Below are 16,095 nucleotides of genomic sequence, written 5' to 3'. Positions count from 1 at the left end.
CTCAACGTCCCTTCGCGTAGCGGGGGTCGATCCGGTCGCGCAGGGCGTCGCCGAGCACGTTGAAGGCCATCACCACGGTGAGGATGGCCAGACCGGGGAACACGCTGACCCACCACATGGAGAGGTCCTGCGAGCCGAGCGCCACCATCGAGCCCCACTCGGCGGCTGGCGGGCGGGGGCCGAGGCCGAGGAAGGACAGCGCCGACAGCAGCAGCACGGCGTTGCCGAGTTCGAGGGTGGCCAGCACGATGGCCGGGCCCACGCTGTTGGGCAGGACGTCGCGGCGCAGCGCGCGCAGCGGCCCGATGCCGAGCAGCCGGGCGGCGCTGAGGTAGTCCTCGCCGCGCATGGTCAGCACGGCGCTGCGGATGACCCGGGCGTACACCGGCCAGGAGACGATGACCAGCGCGAGGACGGCGTTGCGGGTGCTGGGCCCGAACGCGGCGGTGACCGCCATCGCCAGGATGATCTGCGGGAACGCGAAGACCAGGTCCGTCAGGCGCATCAGCGCCTCGTCGACGAACCGGCCCACGTAGCCGGCGACCAGGCCGAGCAGGCCGCCGATCAGCAGGGCGAGCGAGACGATGGCGAGCGCGAGCGGGATCGACAGGCGGGCGCCGTGCACCACCCGGCTGAACACGTCCCGGCCGAGGGAGTCGGTGCCGAACCAGTGCGTGCCCGACGGCGGCGCGTAGGCGTCGGGGCTCTGCGCCAGCGGGTCGTACGGCGCCACCAGCGGGGCGAACAGCGCCACCAGCAGCCACCCGCCGAGGATGACCAGCGCCGCCAGGGCGATCGGCTGGCGCCAGATGGGCCGCCCGGTCCGGCGTCCGCGCAGCCGGCCCAGGAAGCGACGCCGGGCCAGCGCGTCGGTCGCCTTCGGGTCGGGCGCCACGGGGTCGGGTGCGAGTGTGGTCATGACAGGCGGATCCTCGGGTCGATGAGTCCGTACAGCAGGTCGACGGTGAGGTTGACCAGCGTGTAGACCAGCGCGACGAAGAGGCTGACGCCGAGGATCGCGGGCAGGTCCAGCGCCGTCGCGCTGCGGTACGCGTACTGGCCGAGGCCCGGCCAGCCGAAGATGTTCTCCACCAGCACCGTGCCGGAGAGCAGCGAGGCGAAGGCCAGCCCGGAGACGGTGATCACCGGGACCAGGCCGGCGCGTAGCAGGTGCCGGCGGAACACCACCCGGGCGGGCAGGCCCTTGGCGTACGCGGCCCGGATGTAGTCCTGCTGGAGCACCTCCAGCATGGAGGAGCGGACGAAGCGGACCAGCATCGCCACCGTCAGGCTGGTCAGCACGAGCACCGGCAGGATCAGGTGCTGGGCGGCGTCCCAGGCGACGTCCCACTGGCCGGCGAGGGCGGCGTCGACCGTGTACATGCCGGTCACCGTCGGCGGCGGGCTGAAGTCGGTCGACAGCCGGCCGCCGCTGGGCGCCAGGCCGAGCTGGTAGAAGAACACGTAGAGCACGACGAGCGACAGCCAGAACGGCGGGGTGGACAGGCCGAGCAGCGCGCCGACGCGGATCAGCTGGTCGGTGACCCGACCGTTGCGCACGGCGGCGAGCATGCCGATCCCGGTGCCGATCAGCAGGGCCAGCACCATGGTGGGGATGGCCAGTTCCATGGTCGCCGGCACGTACTGCAACAGGTCGTCGGCCACGGTGCGGCCGGTCTGCTGGGAGATGCCGAGGTCACCCGTCAGCAGGTTGCCCAGGTACTGGAAGTACTGCACGTACAGCGGCTGGTCCAGGCCCCACTTCTCGCGGAACGCGGCCACCGTCGCGGGATCGTTGAGCGCCTGGTCGGAGAGGTTGGCCGTCACCGGGTCGCCGGGCACCACGGTGACCAGGCCGAACGTCACGATCGTGACGCCCAGCAGCAGGCCGGCGGTGATGGCCACCCGCTTGAGCAGGAAGACCAGCAGGGCCCGGTGCGGCCGGGGCCGGGACACGGTCGTGGTGACCGCGCCCGGCTCGGCGTCGTCGACTGTCGTCGTCATGGAGTGGCTACCCCCGGCCCACCGCGGCCAGGTCGACCTGCCAGCCGGCGGCGGTGTAGTCCGTGCCGGTCAGGTCGCCGCTCGCCACCACGGTGGAGGAGTTGCTCGCCAGGACCACGTACGGGCTGGCGGCGTTCATCGCCCGCTGCCACTCCTGCATGGCGGCGGCCCGGGCGGCCAGGTCGAGGGTCTCGGTGACCTTCTTGCCGGCGGCCACGACGGCCGGGTCGGCCCGCTCGACGGTCCAGCCCGAGCGCAGCGCGGTGGCCTGGCCGGGGGACATGTTGTTGATCAGCGAGTCGGCGACCGGGTAGTTCAGGCTCTGCGGGGTGAACCCGAGGGCCATCTTGCCCGTACGCATCTCGTCGAGGAAGGTGGTCAGCGGCTGCGGGGTCAGCTCCAGCTTGATGCCGGCCTCGGCGGCGTCGCCCTGCACCTTCGTCGCGACCGTGCCCAGGTCGACCCCCTTGTAGGTGATGGCCGGGTAGTTGAACTTGACCGTCGGGTTGCTCAGCCCCGCCTCGGTGAGCAACGCCTTGGCCTTCGCCACGTCACGCTTGGACTGCTCGGAGGCCGGCAGCGCGCCCGGGTAGGCGGGGGCCACCAGCCCGGCGCCGGGGGCGGCGCCCTTGCCGTACAGCCCGGCGATGCCCTCGTAGTCGATGGCGGCGCGCAGCGCCTGGTTGAACTTCGCGTTCGAGGTCACCGGAGAGACGGCCGGGTCGGCGTTGAGGAAGAGGAAGTAGACGGTGTCCTGCATCGCGGAGGTCTTCAGGCTGCCCGGCAGCCCCTCCAGCAGCTTGCCGGAGATGTCCAGCGCGATCTCGGAGCCGCCGGCCCGCTGCATGGTCAGCTTCTGGGTCTGCACGTCCATGTTGCGCAGCACGACGCGGCTGAACTCGGGCTTGGTGCCCCAGTAGTTGGGGTTGGCCTCCAGCACCACCTGCGCCGACGGGTCGTACGACTTGAGCACGTACGGGCCGCTGCCGACCGAGTTCGTGTCGAGGTACTGCTGCGCGGTGTCGCTCTTCGCGGCGTCGGCGGCGTCCGTCGCGCCGTGCTCCTTGGCGACCTTGGAGTTGACCACGCCGGTCGACGGCATCGCGAGCACCACGGGGATGTTCGGGTCGGCGGTGGCCGAGGTGACCACCACGGTCCGCTCGTCGGTCTTGGCGAACGTGAGGCCGCTGACCATGACCGCCGGGCTGGCCTTGACGTTCTTCAGCCGGTTGAGGGAGAAGACCACGTCGTCGGCGGTGAGCGCGGTGCCGTCGGAGAACTTCACGCCCTCGCGCAGCTTGAAGGTGAAGGTCTTGGCGTCGGGCGACGCCTCGTACGACTCGGCCAGCGCCGGGACCGGCTTGCTGACGTCCGCGCCCTTGAAGGTCAGCAGGGTGTCGTAGAGGGAGTGCACGGCGGTCAGGCCGGTCGCCTCGTAGATCCGGCCGGGATCGAGGGTCTTGAGGACGAACGAGGTGTTGACGGTGAGGGTCTTGGCCGAACCGCCGTTACCGCTTCCTCCGCTGCCGCCCGCGCTGCACGCGGTGCTGGAGGCTATGACCAGCGCCGCCAGAGCGATCGCTCCGACGCGGAGCCGGCGAGGGGACACCGACATGCTGTTCCTACCTTCGTATGGGCCGGCCCGGGCGGGACGGGTTCTGGGGGCTGTTCGGGCCCGGCGACGCCGGGACGCCGCGGCCGGGCCGCTGGTGCCAACCGCAGCGGCTGTCGCGGGTCTTCGCGGTTGTGCCGCCATGGGGTTGGATGTACCCGGACGGGACTCGTGTCCGGTTCGTGCCTCGACGCCGCTTGTCTAGTAGCGCCGAACACGTTCACCTTGTGTTTGACCACCCTAGACAGCGGCGTATAGTCACGTCAAACATTTCTAGCCACACTGTTTTGGAACGAGGAAAGACGCATGCTCGGTGACCAGCTCCGCGACCTGCGCCAGCAGCACTCCCTCACGCTGCGCCAGCTCGCGGCCGCGGCCGACGTGTCGCCCGCCCTGCTCAGCCAGATCGAGAACGGCGCCACCGACCCCAGCCTGGCCACCCTGCGTAAGCTCGCCAAGGTCTTCGACACCTCCATAGCGGCCCTGTTCTCCGAGCCGGACGCCCCGCTGGTGCACATCAGCCGGCCCGGCTCGCGGTCCCGGCTCGCCGCGCCCCCCGGGCAGATCGCCTACGACCGGCTCACGCCGGGGCGGGGCGACCTGGAGGTGCTCGAAGCCGAGCTGGCACCCGGCGACGCCAGCTCCACCGAGCCGTGGGCGCACCCCTCGACCGAGTGCGCCATCGCCGTCACCGGCGAGGTGGTGGCCGAGATCGGCGGCGAGAAGTACGTGCTGAAGACCGGCGAGGCGATCACCTTCGACTCCCGGCTGCCCCACCTCTACCGCAACGCCAGCGACCAGCGGGCCCGGCTCATCATCGCGGTCACCCCGCCGACCCCCTGACCCACCCGGCACGTCATCCGGCCCGCGTCGTGCACGTGGGCGGTACGACGCCGCCCGTCGAAAGGACCCGCAGTGGACCGTGACAGCGTCGACTGGTCCGGCTACCTCCCGGCCGTCACCACCCCGTTCACCGCCACCGGCGAGCTGGACCTCGCCGCCTGGCGCGGGCAACTGGACTGGCTCGCCGCCGAGCGGATGCACGGGCTGATCGTCGGCGGCACCACGGGCGAGTGGTTCAGTCTCAGCGAACAGGAGCGGGCCGCGCTGTTCCGGGCGGCCGCCGAACGGGTCGGCGACCGGCTCACGGTGCTCGGCGGCTGCAACGCGTACACCCCGGCGGAGGCGATCCGGCACGCCGAGGCCGCCCGCGACGCCGGCCTGCACGGCATCCTGCTCACCCCGCCGCCGTACGTGGTGCCCACCCGGGCCGAGGTCGTGGCCTTCTACCGGGCCGTCTCCGAGGCGGTCGACATCCCGCTCTGCGTCTACAACTGGCCCCGCGGCACCGGCGTCGACCTGGACGCCGACCTGCTGCTGGAGCTGAGCGCGCTGGACACCGTGGTGGCGGTCAAGAACTCCACCCCTGACTTCGGCGGGTTCGTCCGTGGCCTGGTCGCCCTGCGCCACCGGGTGCGCTACTTCGGCATCCCCACCAATGAGGTGGGCATCGAGCTGATGACCACCATCGGCGGCGACGGACTGATGGGCGCCGGCGCCGTGCTCGGCGCCGACCACCCCGACTTCTTCCGCGCCCTGCGCGCCGGCGACCTCGACCGGGCCCGGATCCTCGGCGCGCGCGACCGGGTGATCATGGAGGACTGGTTCGGGCCGGACTACGGCGCCCGGTTCGGCAACGCACAGGCGATCATGAAGTACGCGCTCACCCTGCGCGGCGTGCCGGCCGGGCACGTCCGCGCGCCGCTGCTCCCGCTGACCCCCGCCGAGCAGGACCGCGTCCGGGCCACCATGACCCAGCTCGACCTGCTCCCATGACTGCGTACGACACCGCCGTCATCGGCGGCGGCCTGCTCGGCTGCGCGACCGCCTGGCACCTGGCCCGCGCCGGCAGCCGGGTCCTGCTCGTGGAGAAGGACCAGGTCAACCGGCACGCCTCCGGGCAGAACGCGGGCAGCCTGCACTTCCAGCTGGAGTTCCGGATGGTCGAGCACGGCGACGACGCGGCCCGCGCGGCGGCCCGCGCGCTCCCGCTGCACCTCGACGCCATGCGGGCCTGGGCCGGCATCGAGGACGAACTCGGCGAGCGGTGCGGGGTCTCGCGCACCGGCGGACTGATGCTCGCCGAGACCCCGGCGGAGATCGCCGTGCTCGACCGCAAGGCGACCCTCGAACGCGAGTACGGCCTCGACGTCGCTGTGCTCTCCGGCCCGGAGCTGCGCCGGTTCGCGCCGTACCTGGCCGACACCGTGCTCGCGGCCGGCCACGTGCCCGGCGAGGGCAAGGCCAACCCCCGGCTGGTCACCCCGGCGCTGGCCCGGGCCGCCGGCCGGCACGGCGCCGTGCTGCGCACCGGCTGCCGGGTCACCGGGCTGCACCGGCGCGGCCGGCACTGGGAGCTGCGTACCGGCAGCGGGCCGGGGGACACCGCCGGGGAGACCCACCTCGCCGACACGGTGGTGCTCGCGGGCGGGGTGTGGACCGCGGAGCTGGCCGCGATGGCCGACGTGCGGCTGCCGGTCTTCCCCGTCGGGCTGACGATGAGCGCCACCGCCCGCAGCCGGCAGTTCCTGCCGCACCTGATCCAACACGTGGGTCGACGGCTGTCGATGAAGCAGACCGAGGACGGCAACGTGCTCATCGGCGGCGGGTGGCCGGCCAAGCTGGTCAGCCGGGCCGGGCGGGTCGACCTGGAGACCAACCCGGAGCTGCGCTACGAGTCGCTGATCGGCAACGCCGACGCCGCCCGGGTGGTCCCGGCGGTGTGCGACCTGCCGCTGATCCGGACGTGGACGGGCATGACCACGCTCACCCCGGACCACCTGCCGCTGCTCGGCGCGGTCCCGCGCCGGCCCGGGCTGTACGTCGCCACCGGCGGCTCGGCCTTCACCCTCGGCCTCACGTACGCCCGGCTGCTCGCCGCCATGGTCGTCTCCGGCGAGGCCGACCGGTCGATCGGGGACTACTCACCCGCCCGCTTCGGAGCGCTGAACTTTGTCTGAACACCGCCCGCCGCAGCCGGCGCCCGCGCCGAGGCGCACCGCGATGGACCGGCCCGCCCCGGTCACCATCGAGGTCGACGGGCGGCCCGTGAGCGCCCACCCGGGCGAGTCGCTGGCCACCGCGCTGCTCGCCGCCGGGGAACGGGCCGTCGGCACCACGCGCGGCGGGGCCCGCCGGGGGCCGTACTGCAACATGGGGATCTGCTTCGAGTGCGTCGTCACCGTGGACGACGTGCCCTGCCAGCGTTCCTGCCTGGTCCGGGTGCGCGACGGCATGCGGGTCCGCACGGCGGTGCCCCGGTGAGCGCCCCCGACGTGGTGGTGGTTGGCGCGGGCCCGGCCGGGCTCGCCGCCGCCGCCGTCCTCGGCCGGCACGGCGCCGCCGTCACCGTCGTCGACGAGCAGGAGCGGCCGGGCGGGCAGATCTATCGTCGACCGCCGGCCGGGTTCACCCCGCCGAAGGCGCCGGCTGCCGCCGGTCGGGCGCTGCTGGCCGAGGCCGCCGCCGCCCCCGGCGTCCGGTGGCTCGCCGACACCACGGTGTGGGGCGTCCTCGGCACCCGGGCGGGTCTCGACGGGTACGCGGGCCAGCAGCCCGCGCCGGGCCGCCACCGGGTCGCCACGCACGGCCCGGCGGGGGTCCGCCTGCTCGAGCCCCGTGCGGTGCTGCTGACCGCCGGCGCGTACGACCTGCCGGTGCCCTTCCCCGGCTGGACCCTGCCGGGGGTGCTCACCGCGGGCGGCGTGCAGGCGTTCGTCAAGGCGCAGGGCCTGCTGCCGGGCGGGCGGTTCGTGCTGGCCGGCGGCCACCCGCTGCTGCTGGTGGTGGCCGCCCAGCTGGTGCGCGCCGGCGCCCGGGTGGTCGAGGTCGCGCTGGTCCAACGCCGCCGCGACCTGCTGCCCGGGCCGGCCGGACTGGCCGCGCTGGCGGGTGCCGGCGGCAAGGTCGTCGAGGGCGTCGACGCGCTGCGCGTGCTGCGGCGGGCGGGGGTGCCGGTCCGGTTCGGCACGGTCGTGCGCCGCGCCCACGGCGACCCGGACCTGAGCGGGGTGACCCTCGCCGAGGTCGACCCGACCGGGCAGCCGGCACCCGGCACGGACCGGGACGTGCCCTGCGACGTGCTGGCGCTGGGCTACGGCTTCGTGCCCTCCGTCGAGCTGGCCCGGCAGGCCGGCTGCGCGGTGGCCTGGGACCCGCCCGGGGGCGGTTGGGTGGTCCGGCACGACGAGTGGCTGCGCACCTCGGTGCCGCGGATCGCGGTGGCCGGCGAGCTGACCGGCGTCGCGGGCGCCGAGCAGGCGGCGGTCGAGGGCCGGCTGGCCGCCCTCGGCGTGCTGCGCGACCTGGGGCTGCTCGACGAGCGCCGGGTCGCCGCGCTGGCCCGCCCGGTGCGCCGGGAGCTGCGCCGCCGGCGCCGCTTCGTCACCCAGGTGCTCGACCGCTTCGCGCCGGACCGGGCGGCCCTGGGCGGCCTCGTCACCGACGACACCGTGCTCTGCCGCTGCGAGGAGGTACGCGCCGGCGACGTGCGCCGCGCGCTGCGGGCCAACCCGCACCTGGGCACCGCGAACGCGGTGAAGCTGGTGACCCGCGCCGGGATGGGCCTGTGCCAGGGCCGGTCCTGCCAGCCGGGCCTGTGCCAGTTCATCTGCACGCTCACCGGTCGCGGGCCGGAGGAGGTCGGGGCGTTCACCGCGCAGGCGCCGGTCAAGCCCGTACCGCTGCGCGCCCTCGCGGTCGGCGAGGCGCCGCCCGGTGCGGACTGACCCGCCGGCCCGCGCCCCGGGGCGCAATGCATTCGTGAATGTCAATCGCTAGATCGGTGGGGCGGGGCGGGCCGGCCGGCCGCACGTACTCGCGGATCATCCGATTTCTCCGCCGGGGACGCCCCACGGGGCCACCCCGACGCCCGCGCCTGCGTAGGTTGCCCAGCACATCCGCCTCGCCGAAGAGGGTGGCCATGGGGAACACACCGCACCCGCACGGCATGCCGCGCCGACGACTGCTGCGCGACGGCGCCGTCATCGCCGCCGCCGTGCCGCCGCTGCTGTTGGCAGGCCCACCCGACGCGTCAGCCGCCGTGCCCCGGTACGACCCGCAGCAACGGTTCGTCCGCCTGGTGGGCGGCGGGTACGGCGTCATCTTCGCGATCCAGGCCGACGGCGCGCTGTACTGGTACCGGCACACGGGCTGGCAGACCGGCGCGTTCCGGTGGGCGAGCGGGTCGGGCCGCCGGATCGGCTCCGGCTGGCACCAGTTCCGGGCGGTCTTCGGCGGCCTCGACGGCTCGCTCTACGCCGTACGCGGCGACGGCACGATGTACCACTACCGCTACCGGCTGACCAACTCGACGACCGGCGCCGGCACCTGGATCAGCGGCGGGCGGATCGGCGCCGGATTCGAGCGCTACCCCCGACTGTGCGGGTTCCACGGCGCGTTCTACGGGCAGAACGCCGGAGGCGAGCTGTTCCTGCACCAGTACGACCTGGTCGGCAAGGCGTGGACCGTCCAGGGGGCGCGGATCGGCGGCGGCTTCGTCGGCGCCGTGTTGCAGGCCGACACCTCCGGCGTCCTCTACGCCTACCACTACGGCGACCTCCGCTGGCACCGGCACCTGGGCGGCGGCACCTGGGCGGCGGGCTCGGGCCTGCGGATCGGCTCCGGGTTCCGCAATTTCTTCCTCAACGACGGGGTGTGGTTCACCGGCCAGGGATCGCTGTACGCGATCCCGCCGAACGCGGCCAGCGTCCGGCAGACGGGCGTGCTCACGCAGTACCGGTTGACGAACCACACCACCGCCGGCCCCGACCGGCGGGCCGCCTGGATGAACAGCGGCACCGGGAAGAGGGTCGGCTCCGGCTGGACGGTGCAGACCCAGGCCGGCCTCCAGGGCTACGCCAACACGCCGAGCGTGGCGCAGGGCGAGGTGGCGCGGATCGCGGTGTCGACCGGGTTCCCGTCGCTCACCGCGTCGATCGTACGGTTGGCGCCCAGCCCCGGCGACCCCGTGGTCGTCTCGCAGCCGCTGCCCGTGACCGGTGGCGTGCAGCCGCTGCCCGTGGGGTTCCTCCGCGTCGGTTGCGGCTGGTCGGACCGGTTGCGGTTCCCGGTCCCCGCCGACTGGCAGCCCGGCCTCTACGCCGCCCGCCTGGAGGGCCCCGACGGGCTGCGCCGGTACGTGCCCTTCCTCGTGCGGCCGACCCGCCCCACCAACCCGATCGCGGTGTTGCTGCCGACCTTCACCTACAACGCCTACAACAGCTGGGGCGGGCACAACCAGTACTGCCCGGACTGGACCGGCCGGCGACCCCTGTCCGTACGCCGGCCGTCGACGGAGCTGAACGTCGACGACCCCGGCATCCGGGACCACACCCTCTTCTCGGACCTCCTGCTGACCCGCTGGATGTCCCGCCAGGGGCTCGCCTTCGACGTCTACGAGGACGCCGACCTGCACGGCTCCAACGGCTGGCTGACCAGATACCGGGTGCTCGTGCTGGGCAGCCATCCCGAGTACTGGTCCGACACGATGCGCCAGCGCCTGGTCAACTTCCAGGCCGGCGGCGGCCGGCTGATCTACCCGGGCGGCAACGGCATGTACGAGCGGGTGCAGGTCGACTCCGCCCGTACGGTGGTGACCTACCGTCGCTCCGACGGCAGACGGGACATCTACACGGAGCTGGGCCTGCCCGCCTCGCAGCTGCTCGGCACCAACTACACCGACGCCGGCACGTACGCCCCGTACCAGGTGCTGCGCGAGCATGCGCTGCTGGCCGGCACCGGCCTGGTGGCCGGCAGCAGGTTCGGCCGCACGGGCTACAACGGCGCCGCCAGCGGCTGGGAGACCGACGGGCTGCGCGGGCTGGCCGGCGAGGCGTCCTCGGCGCAGGTCATCGCCCGGGGCGAGAATCCGGGGGGCGGCGGCGCGACGATGGTCTTCCTGGAGCGGCCCGGTGGCGCGCTGGTCTTCAGCGCGTCCTCGGTCTCGTTCGTCGGCGCCCTGGCCGACGACCCGGCGATGTCGACGTTGTTGCGCAACGTCTTCGACCGGATGCTGGCCTCGGCCCCGGCGGTCCGGGCCACCGAGGTCCCGATGCCGCGCACCACCCCCGCACCCGCCATCCCGGAGCCGTCGACGATGGAGTGACCGCGCTCAGAGCCAGCCCGAGCGGCGGAAGAGGCGGTGCAGGGTGAACGCGGCCAGCGCCATCAGGCCGAGTGCGGCGGGGTAGCCGTAGCGCCATTGCAGCTCCGGCATGACGGCGAAGTTCATGCCGTAGATCCCGGCGATGCCGGTCTGGGTGGCGGCGATGGCGGCCCACGCCGCGATCTTGCGCATGTCGTTGTTCTGGTCCACCGCGAGCTGCGCCAACCGGGACTGCAGGATCGAGTTGAGCAGGTCGTCGTACGCGGCGACCCGTTCCACCGCCCGGGTCAGCCGGGCGTCCACGTCGACGAACCACCGGTGCAGGCCACGCGGTGGGTTGTCGGGGCGCTGGTCGAGCAGCGAGCGCAGCGGCGCCTGTAGGGGCTGCACCGCCCGCTTGAACTCGACCACCTCGCGCTTGAGCTGGTAGATGTGCTGGATGTCGGCCGAGCGGTCGCGGGCGAACACCGCTTCCTCGATGCGTTCCAGGTCCCGCTCGACGTGCCCGGCGACTTCCAGGTAGAGGTCGACCATCCGGTCGCAGACGGCGTACGCGACGGCCCACGGGCCCTGCGCGAGCACCGCTTGGCGCTGCTCGACGTCGGCGCGGACGCAGGTGAGCGCGCCTGCGGCGCCGTGCCGCACGGTGATGGCGAAGCGGTCGCCGAGCAGCACCATCACGTCGCCGGTGTCGATCACCTCGGAGGTGTCGGTCAGCTCGGCGTGCTCGACGTAACCGGCGGTGCGCAGCACCAGCAGGGTCACGTCGCCGTCGCGGCGCACCGTGGGGCGGTGGCCGTCGGCGAGGGCCTGCTCGACGGTCAGGTCGTCGAGCCCGAACGTGCGCCCGACCGCCGCCATCACCGTCGGATCCGGCTCGTGCAGGCCCAGCCAGACGAACCCGTCCCGGGCGCGGCGGCTGCGGGCGTACGCGTCGGCGTAGTGCGGGCGGCCGGGCTCGCGCCGACCGTCCACGTAGACCGCACAGTCGACCACGGCGTCGGGATTGGCGCGTCGGGGCTCGGGCTCGCGCTGCCCGGGCACCCGCCGGCCGAGCAGCCGGTCGACCACGGCGGACAGTCTCACCCGTTCTCCCACCCGCCGAACCACCCGTCCGCCCTCCGCCGCGCCGGCAACCGCGCGGACACCGTACTCGCCTCGGGTGGTTCCGGGGTCACGGCACCCGGGTGGCGAACACGACGACGTTGTCGACGTAGCTGCCGGTGTCCCGGTCGAACCGGCCGCCGCAGGTGATCAGCCGCAGGCCGGTGACGTCGCTGGGCCCGTAGACCAGGTCGGTGGGGAAGCGGTCCTTCGGGTACGACCCGACGCCGTCGACGGCGAACGTGGCGACGCTGGCGTCGGCGCGGGTGACCCGTACGGTGTCGCCGGCCCGCAGTCGGCCGAGGTCGAAGAAGACGGCCGGGCCGGCGGCGGAGTCGACGTGCCCGACGATCACGGCGTTGCCGCTCTCGCCGGGGCTGACGCCGTGGCGGTACCAGCCGGCCAGGGCGGGCCGGTCCAGCGGTGGCACCTCCAGGCGGCCCTCGGCGTCGGCGCCCACCGGGACGATCCGCGCCCGCACGTCGATGGCCGGGATCCGCACGTCCACCGGCTCGGCCCGGTGCAGCGGCGGCACCGCTGGTGCGGAGCGGGCCCGGGTGGGGGCGTCGGCGGCCTCCGGCCGGGGCGGGCGGGGCGGGATCGTCGCCACCCCCGCGGCGATCAGGCCGAGCCCCGTCGTGGCGAGCAGGACGACGACCGTGACCGCCCAGCCGGGCCTGCGCCAGGACACGATCCCACCTCCGTACGCGTTCGCCCGGGTGCCCGCTCCGGTGCGTGACCGGTGCGGGCACCCGTTGCAGGGATGGACGGGTTCTCCAGGATGGACGGCGCGGGGCCGTCGGTCAGAGCGTGGCCGCCGCCATGTGGCGTCGGCGGCGGGCCAGGATCAGGGCGCCGCCCGCGGCGGAGCCGAGCAGGGCGCCGCCGGCCGCCAACGCGCCGGTTCCGTCCGTGCCGCCGCGCCCGCCGGCCTGGGCCCCGCCGATCGGGGTGACGGTGAACGTGGCGCTGCCGGCCGCGCTGCCGTCGCCGCAGGTGGCGGCCACCGTGTAGGTGCCCAGGGTGAAGCCGGCGGTGAAGAGTTCGGCGCTCAGCCCGCCGCCGGCCGCCGCCGTGGTGGACCGGACGTTCTGGTCGCGGTCGGGTCCGGTGACGCGGAAGATCGCGTCGCCGGACTTCGGGTTGCAGGTCGTCGCGGTGAGCACGATCGTCCCGCCGACCGGCGTGGTGGCCGGTGACACGACGGTGTCGGCCAGCGCCGCGCCGGGGAGCAGGAGCGTGCCGAGACCCACGCCGAGCGCCGCCGATACGAGAACTGTCTTTGCCTTCATACGCGTCTTCCCTCACTTTTCGTCCGCTGACTGCGTGGGACGTCGTTCGGGTGGCCAACTCCGTGACTAGCACCGGTGTGACCAACCCTAGGAGGGTTGGGGCCCCCATCCGGTGAAAATGAGAAATCTTCGTTGCCGTCACGTGTCCACCCGGGAGGCGGAGGGAGCAGCGGAAATGCCGGCACGGCCCACCCGCGAGGGTTGGTCGTGCCGATGTCACCGGGGGTCGTGCTGTCGCGGCTGGGCCGTCTCGGCCCGTCTCGGGAACCGTGCCCCGCGGCGGGCCGTACGCGTCCGGCCCGCCGCGTCGGCCCGGTCCTGACCGGTTTGCTCCGGGTGGACGCGTCCGTGCCCCGGGCGGGACGCGCCGCCGGTTCCGGTCGCCGGACTGACGGGGTTCGCCGGTGCCGGCCCGGGTGCCGGGGCGGGGCGGGTCAGCCCTGCGTGGTGGCGCTCTCGGGGCGCGGCTCGGGCAGCGGCTCCCCGGTCTCCAGCAGCGACTTGAGGCTGGCCAGCAGCTCCGGCCAGCCGCCGCTGCCGTCGAGCTGGCCGCTGACCGCCCGGTGCATCTCGCTGCCCGGGGAGAAGTCCTCGTGGGTGACGGTCAACTTGACGAACCCGCCGTACGGGGCGATGTCGAAGGTGACCCGGGACCTCCGCTCGCCGAGCCGGGCCGCCAGCTCCTCGTCGGACCAGCCGAAGTGCGCGGCGTGCTCGGGCTGGAAGCCGTGCCAGCTGTAGGAGAGCCGGCGGAACGGCTCGGCGACCAGGACGCGCTGGCCGAGGTCGCGGAACTCGCCGCCCGGCTCGTCCTGCCACAGCACGGGGGAGCCGACCCGCCAGTCGGAGCGCAGCGCGACGCCGCCCCAGTAGCGGCGGGTGAACGCCGGCTCGGTCAGCGCGGCCCAGAGCTCCTCGGGGGTGGTGTTGACGTAGGTGGTGTAGACGAAGGTGGGACTGTCCATCGGCTCCCGCTCCAGAGCTGTCCGTAGGTCGGCGAGTGCGCGCACCCGCTCGCGGTCGTAGCGGTCGATCCAGCGTTCGGCGACGGCGTTGATCGGGACGGGGTTGAGGTAGTGCAGCTTCTCCCGGCCGCGTCGCACGGTGGTCACCAGGTTGGCCGCCGCCAGCACCGCCAGGTGCTTGCTGACCGACTGCCGGGTCATGTCGAGCCCGGCGCACAGCTCGCGCAGGCTCTGCCCGTTGCGCCGGTTGAGGTCGTCGAGGAGTCGGCGCCGACTCGCGTCGGCCAGCGCCCGGAACACGTCGTCCACCCTGTTCACCTCGCACACGCAGCCACCCGGCTGCCGGTCAGGATAGGCAACCGGACGGCTGCATGTCCAGCGTGTCGCCGCCTTCACCCGGCGCAGGCGGCAGGAGCGGTCAGGCCGGGCGGTCGACGTCGTCGTGCAGCAGCCCACCAGCGGGTAGACGCCGGCGCCGGAGACGACCGTCTGGCCGCCGTCGAGGGCGGACGTCCAGCGGGCGGTGAGCGCGTTGGTGGCCTCGGTGCTCATGGGGGCGGCGTCCTCCGAGGGGCGAGGTGACCATCGCCCGGCGGCGACCGCTGGCACCCTACCGCCGCCCGAGGGGCGGGCCGGAGGGCGGCCGGGCCGGTCGGTGGCGGGACGGCCCCGGCGGTGTGGCAGCGTGGGCGGCGTGAACACCTGCGCACCGCTGGACGTCGACCTGGCGCTGGTCGGTGGCGGCGGCGCCGCGTCGCTGGTCCTCGCGGCCCTGGACCGGCACGGCGTGCGCGACCTGCGGGTCGCCGTCGTCGACCCGGTCCACCGGCGCGGCCAGGACCGGACCTGGGCGTTCTGGGACCGGCCCGGCAGCGACCTGGACCCGCTGCTGGCCGCGAGCTGGCACCAGGTCGAGGTGGCGACGTCCGCCGGCCGCCGCGTCCTCGACCTCGCCCCCCTGCGGTACGCCATGCTGCGCTCGGGCCCGGTCTACGACCGGGCCGCCGAGGCCGAGCGGCGGCTCGGGGTGCGGCGGATCGTGGCACCCGTCGACGCCCTGCACGACGACGGCGACCGCGTGCTGGTGCGTACGGGCGGGGGCGGCCCGACCGTCCGCGCGTCCTGGGTGCTGGACTCCCGGCCCCGGCCGCCCCGGCGACCCGGGCGCACCAACTGGCTCCAGCACTTCCGGGGCTGGTGGCTGGAGTCCGACGCGCCGGTCTTCGACCCGGCACGGGCCGTCCTGATGGACTTCCGCACCCCGCAGCCCGCCCGGGGCGTGTCGTTCGGCTACGTCCTGCCGGTCAGCGACCGGTACGCCCTGGTGGAGTACACCGAGTTCGGCCCCGACCTGCTCACCGACGCCGGCTACGACGCGGCCCTGGCGGGCTACCGGGACCTGCTCGGCCTCGACCCGGCCGGGCTCACCGTCCGCGAGGTGGAGAACGGGGTGATCCCGATGACCGACGGGCCGTTCGAGGCCCGGCCCTCACCCCGGGTGGTCCGCCTCGGCACGGCCGGCGGCGCCACCCGACCGTCCACCGGCTTCACCTTCTCCGCCATGCACCGCCAGGCCGAGCAGGTCGGCCGTGCCCTCGCCGCCGGCCGCCCGCCGGTGCCCGGCCCCGCGTACCCCCGTCGGCACCGCTGGATGGACGCGGTCGCCCTGCGGGCGCTGGACGCCGGCGGCGTCGGCGGGCCGGACTTCTTCGGTCGGCTCTTCGAGCGCAATCCCGCCGAGCGGGTGCTGCGGTTCCTCGACGGCGCCACCAGCCCGGCGGAGGAGCTGGCGCTGATGAGTTCCACCCGGCTGGCGCCGATGGTCGCCGCCACGGTGGGCGACGCCGCGGCCCGGCTGCGCGACCGCGTCGATCCGGCCCGCCGCGCCGCGACGTGGACGGTCCCGCGACCGGTCGTCGGGGGCCGGGCCGACGCCGACGGCTGAGCGCCCGC

Annotated in this window: 14 protein-coding genes; 7 read left to right on the top strand and 7 right to left on the bottom strand. The window is 74.2% G+C overall.

The window, feature by feature from the left end:
- Position 1: 1 nt before the first annotated feature.
- The 3 genes from CLT72_RS06625 to CLT72_RS06615 are packed head-to-tail and all read right to left on the bottom strand — an operon-like array spanning position 2 to position 3,619.
- The gene (locus CLT72_RS06625; protein WP_089000222.1) at positions 2-919 is read right to left on the bottom strand and encodes an ABC transporter permease; all 918 of its coding nucleotides are present in this window, start codon (positions 917-919) and stop codon (positions 2-4) included.
- Positions 916-2,004 carry an ABC transporter permease gene (locus CLT72_RS06620; protein WP_199184498.1) on the bottom strand — a complete coding sequence of 363 codons (1,089 nt, stop codon included), beginning with the start codon at positions 2,002-2,004 and terminating at the stop codon, positions 916-918. The genes CLT72_RS06625 and CLT72_RS06620 overlap by 4 nt, the downstream gene beginning before the upstream one ends.
- Before the next feature lie 7 nt (positions 2,005-2,011).
- Positions 2,012-3,619, bottom strand: a complete 1,608-nt coding sequence (locus CLT72_RS06615) for an ABC transporter substrate-binding protein (protein WP_101410018.1) — start codon at positions 3,617-3,619, stop codon at positions 2,012-2,014.
- 303 nt (positions 3,620-3,922) lie between these two features.
- On the opposite strand from CLT72_RS06615, the gene CLT72_RS06610 reads away from it, so the two are divergent.
- From CLT72_RS06610 to CLT72_RS06585, 6 genes are all read left to right on the top strand, one after another.
- Positions 3,923-4,459: a helix-turn-helix domain-containing protein gene (locus CLT72_RS06610; protein WP_089000224.1), complete on the top strand. Its 537-nt coding sequence runs from the start codon at positions 3,923-3,925 to the stop codon at positions 4,457-4,459.
- 72 nt (positions 4,460-4,531) lie between these two features.
- Positions 4,532-5,452: a dihydrodipicolinate synthase family protein gene (locus tag CLT72_RS06605; RefSeq protein WP_101410016.1), complete on the top strand. Its 921-nt coding sequence runs from the start codon at positions 4,532-4,534 to the stop codon at positions 5,450-5,452.
- Complete coding sequence (locus CLT72_RS06600; RefSeq protein ID WP_101410014.1) at positions 5,449-6,636, top strand: NAD(P)/FAD-dependent oxidoreductase; 1,188 nt, start codon at positions 5,449-5,451, stop codon at positions 6,634-6,636. The genes CLT72_RS06605 and CLT72_RS06600 overlap by 4 nt, the downstream gene beginning before the upstream one ends.
- Before the next feature lie 43 nt (positions 6,637-6,679).
- Positions 6,680-6,940, top strand: a complete 261-nt coding sequence (locus CLT72_RS06595; RefSeq protein WP_101410012.1) for a (2Fe-2S)-binding protein — start codon at positions 6,680-6,682, stop codon at positions 6,938-6,940.
- A complete protein-coding gene (locus tag CLT72_RS06590) occupies positions 6,937-8,403 on the top strand; it encodes an FAD-dependent oxidoreductase (protein ID WP_101410010.1) in 1,467 nt (488 codons plus the stop codon). Before CLT72_RS06595 ends, CLT72_RS06590 begins: the two co-directional genes overlap by 4 nt.
- Before the next feature lie 194 nt (positions 8,404-8,597).
- Positions 8,598-10,781 (top strand): N,N-dimethylformamidase beta subunit family domain-containing protein, encoded by a 2,184-nt coding sequence (locus tag CLT72_RS06585; protein WP_158241978.1) that lies wholly within the window; start codon positions 8,598-8,600, stop codon positions 10,779-10,781.
- 6 nt (positions 10,782-10,787) lie between these two features.
- Here the strand turns inward: CLT72_RS06585 and CLT72_RS06580 are convergent, their stop codons facing one another.
- From CLT72_RS06580 to CLT72_RS06565, 4 genes are all read right to left on the bottom strand, one after another.
- The gene (locus tag CLT72_RS06580; RefSeq protein ID WP_374208865.1) at positions 10,788-11,867 is read right to left on the bottom strand and encodes a magnesium and cobalt transport protein CorA; all 1,080 of its coding nucleotides are present in this window, start codon (positions 11,865-11,867) and stop codon (positions 10,788-10,790) included.
- A gap of 88 nt (positions 11,868-11,955) precedes the next feature.
- Positions 11,956-12,576, bottom strand: coding sequence for a class F sortase (locus CLT72_RS06575; protein WP_250101910.1), 621 nt, complete (start codon positions 12,574-12,576; stop codon positions 11,956-11,958).
- 112 nt (positions 12,577-12,688) lie between these two features.
- Positions 12,689-13,177: a hypothetical protein gene (locus CLT72_RS06570; RefSeq protein WP_101410002.1), complete on the bottom strand. Its 489-nt coding sequence runs from the start codon at positions 13,175-13,177 to the stop codon at positions 12,689-12,691.
- A 434-nt stretch (positions 13,178-13,611) separates the two neighbouring features.
- Entirely contained in the window at positions 13,612-14,694 is a 1,083-nt protein-coding gene (locus tag CLT72_RS06565) for an ArsR/SmtB family transcription factor (protein ID WP_250101911.1), read from the bottom strand.
- Positions 14,695-14,836: 142 nt separating this feature from the next.
- Between CLT72_RS06565 and CLT72_RS06560 the strand changes: the two genes are divergently transcribed.
- Positions 14,837-16,087 carry a lycopene cyclase family protein gene (locus tag CLT72_RS06560; protein ID WP_101414983.1) on the top strand — a complete coding sequence of 417 codons (1,251 nt, stop codon included), beginning with the start codon at positions 14,837-14,839 and terminating at the stop codon, positions 16,085-16,087.
- Positions 16,088-16,095 lie beyond the last annotated feature (8 nt).

The sequence above is a fragment of the Micromonospora sp. CNZ309 genome (assembly GCF_002846525.1).
Note: the sequence above shows the minus strand (reverse complement) of the source record. Positions and strands in the feature narration are given on the sequence as shown.

What these genes read in the sequence shown, in the direction of transcription:
- CLT72_RS06625 (WP_089000222.1), bottom strand. Translation starts at nt 919, where the DNA reads ATGACCACACTCGCACCCGACCCCGTGGCGCCCGACCCGAAGGCGACC.
- CLT72_RS06620 (WP_199184498.1), bottom strand. Translation starts at nt 2,004, where the DNA reads ATGACGACGACAGTCGACGACGCCGAGCCGGGCGCGGTCACCACGACC.
- CLT72_RS06615 (WP_101410018.1), bottom strand. Translation starts at nt 3,619, where the DNA reads ATGTCGGTGTCCCCTCGCCGGCTCCGCGTCGGAGCGATCGCTCTGGCG.
- CLT72_RS06610 (WP_089000224.1), top strand. Translation starts at nt 3,923, where the DNA reads ATGCTCGGTGACCAGCTCCGCGACCTGCGCCAGCAGCACTCCCTCACG.
- CLT72_RS06600 (WP_101410014.1), top strand. Translation starts at nt 5,449, where the DNA reads ATGACTGCGTACGACACCGCCGTCATCGGCGGCGGCCTGCTCGGCTGC.
- CLT72_RS06595 (WP_101410012.1), top strand. Translation starts at nt 6,680, where the DNA reads ATGGACCGGCCCGCCCCGGTCACCATCGAGGTCGACGGGCGGCCCGTG.
- CLT72_RS06585 (WP_158241978.1), top strand. Translation starts at nt 8,598, where the DNA reads ATGGGGAACACACCGCACCCGCACGGCATGCCGCGCCGACGACTGCTG.
- CLT72_RS06570 (WP_101410002.1), bottom strand. Translation starts at nt 13,177, where the DNA reads ATGAAGGCAAAGACAGTTCTCGTATCGGCGGCGCTCGGCGTGGGTCTC.
- CLT72_RS06565 (WP_250101911.1), bottom strand. Translation starts at nt 14,694, where the DNA reads ATGAGCACCGAGGCCACCAACGCGCTCACCGCCCGCTGGACGTCCGCC.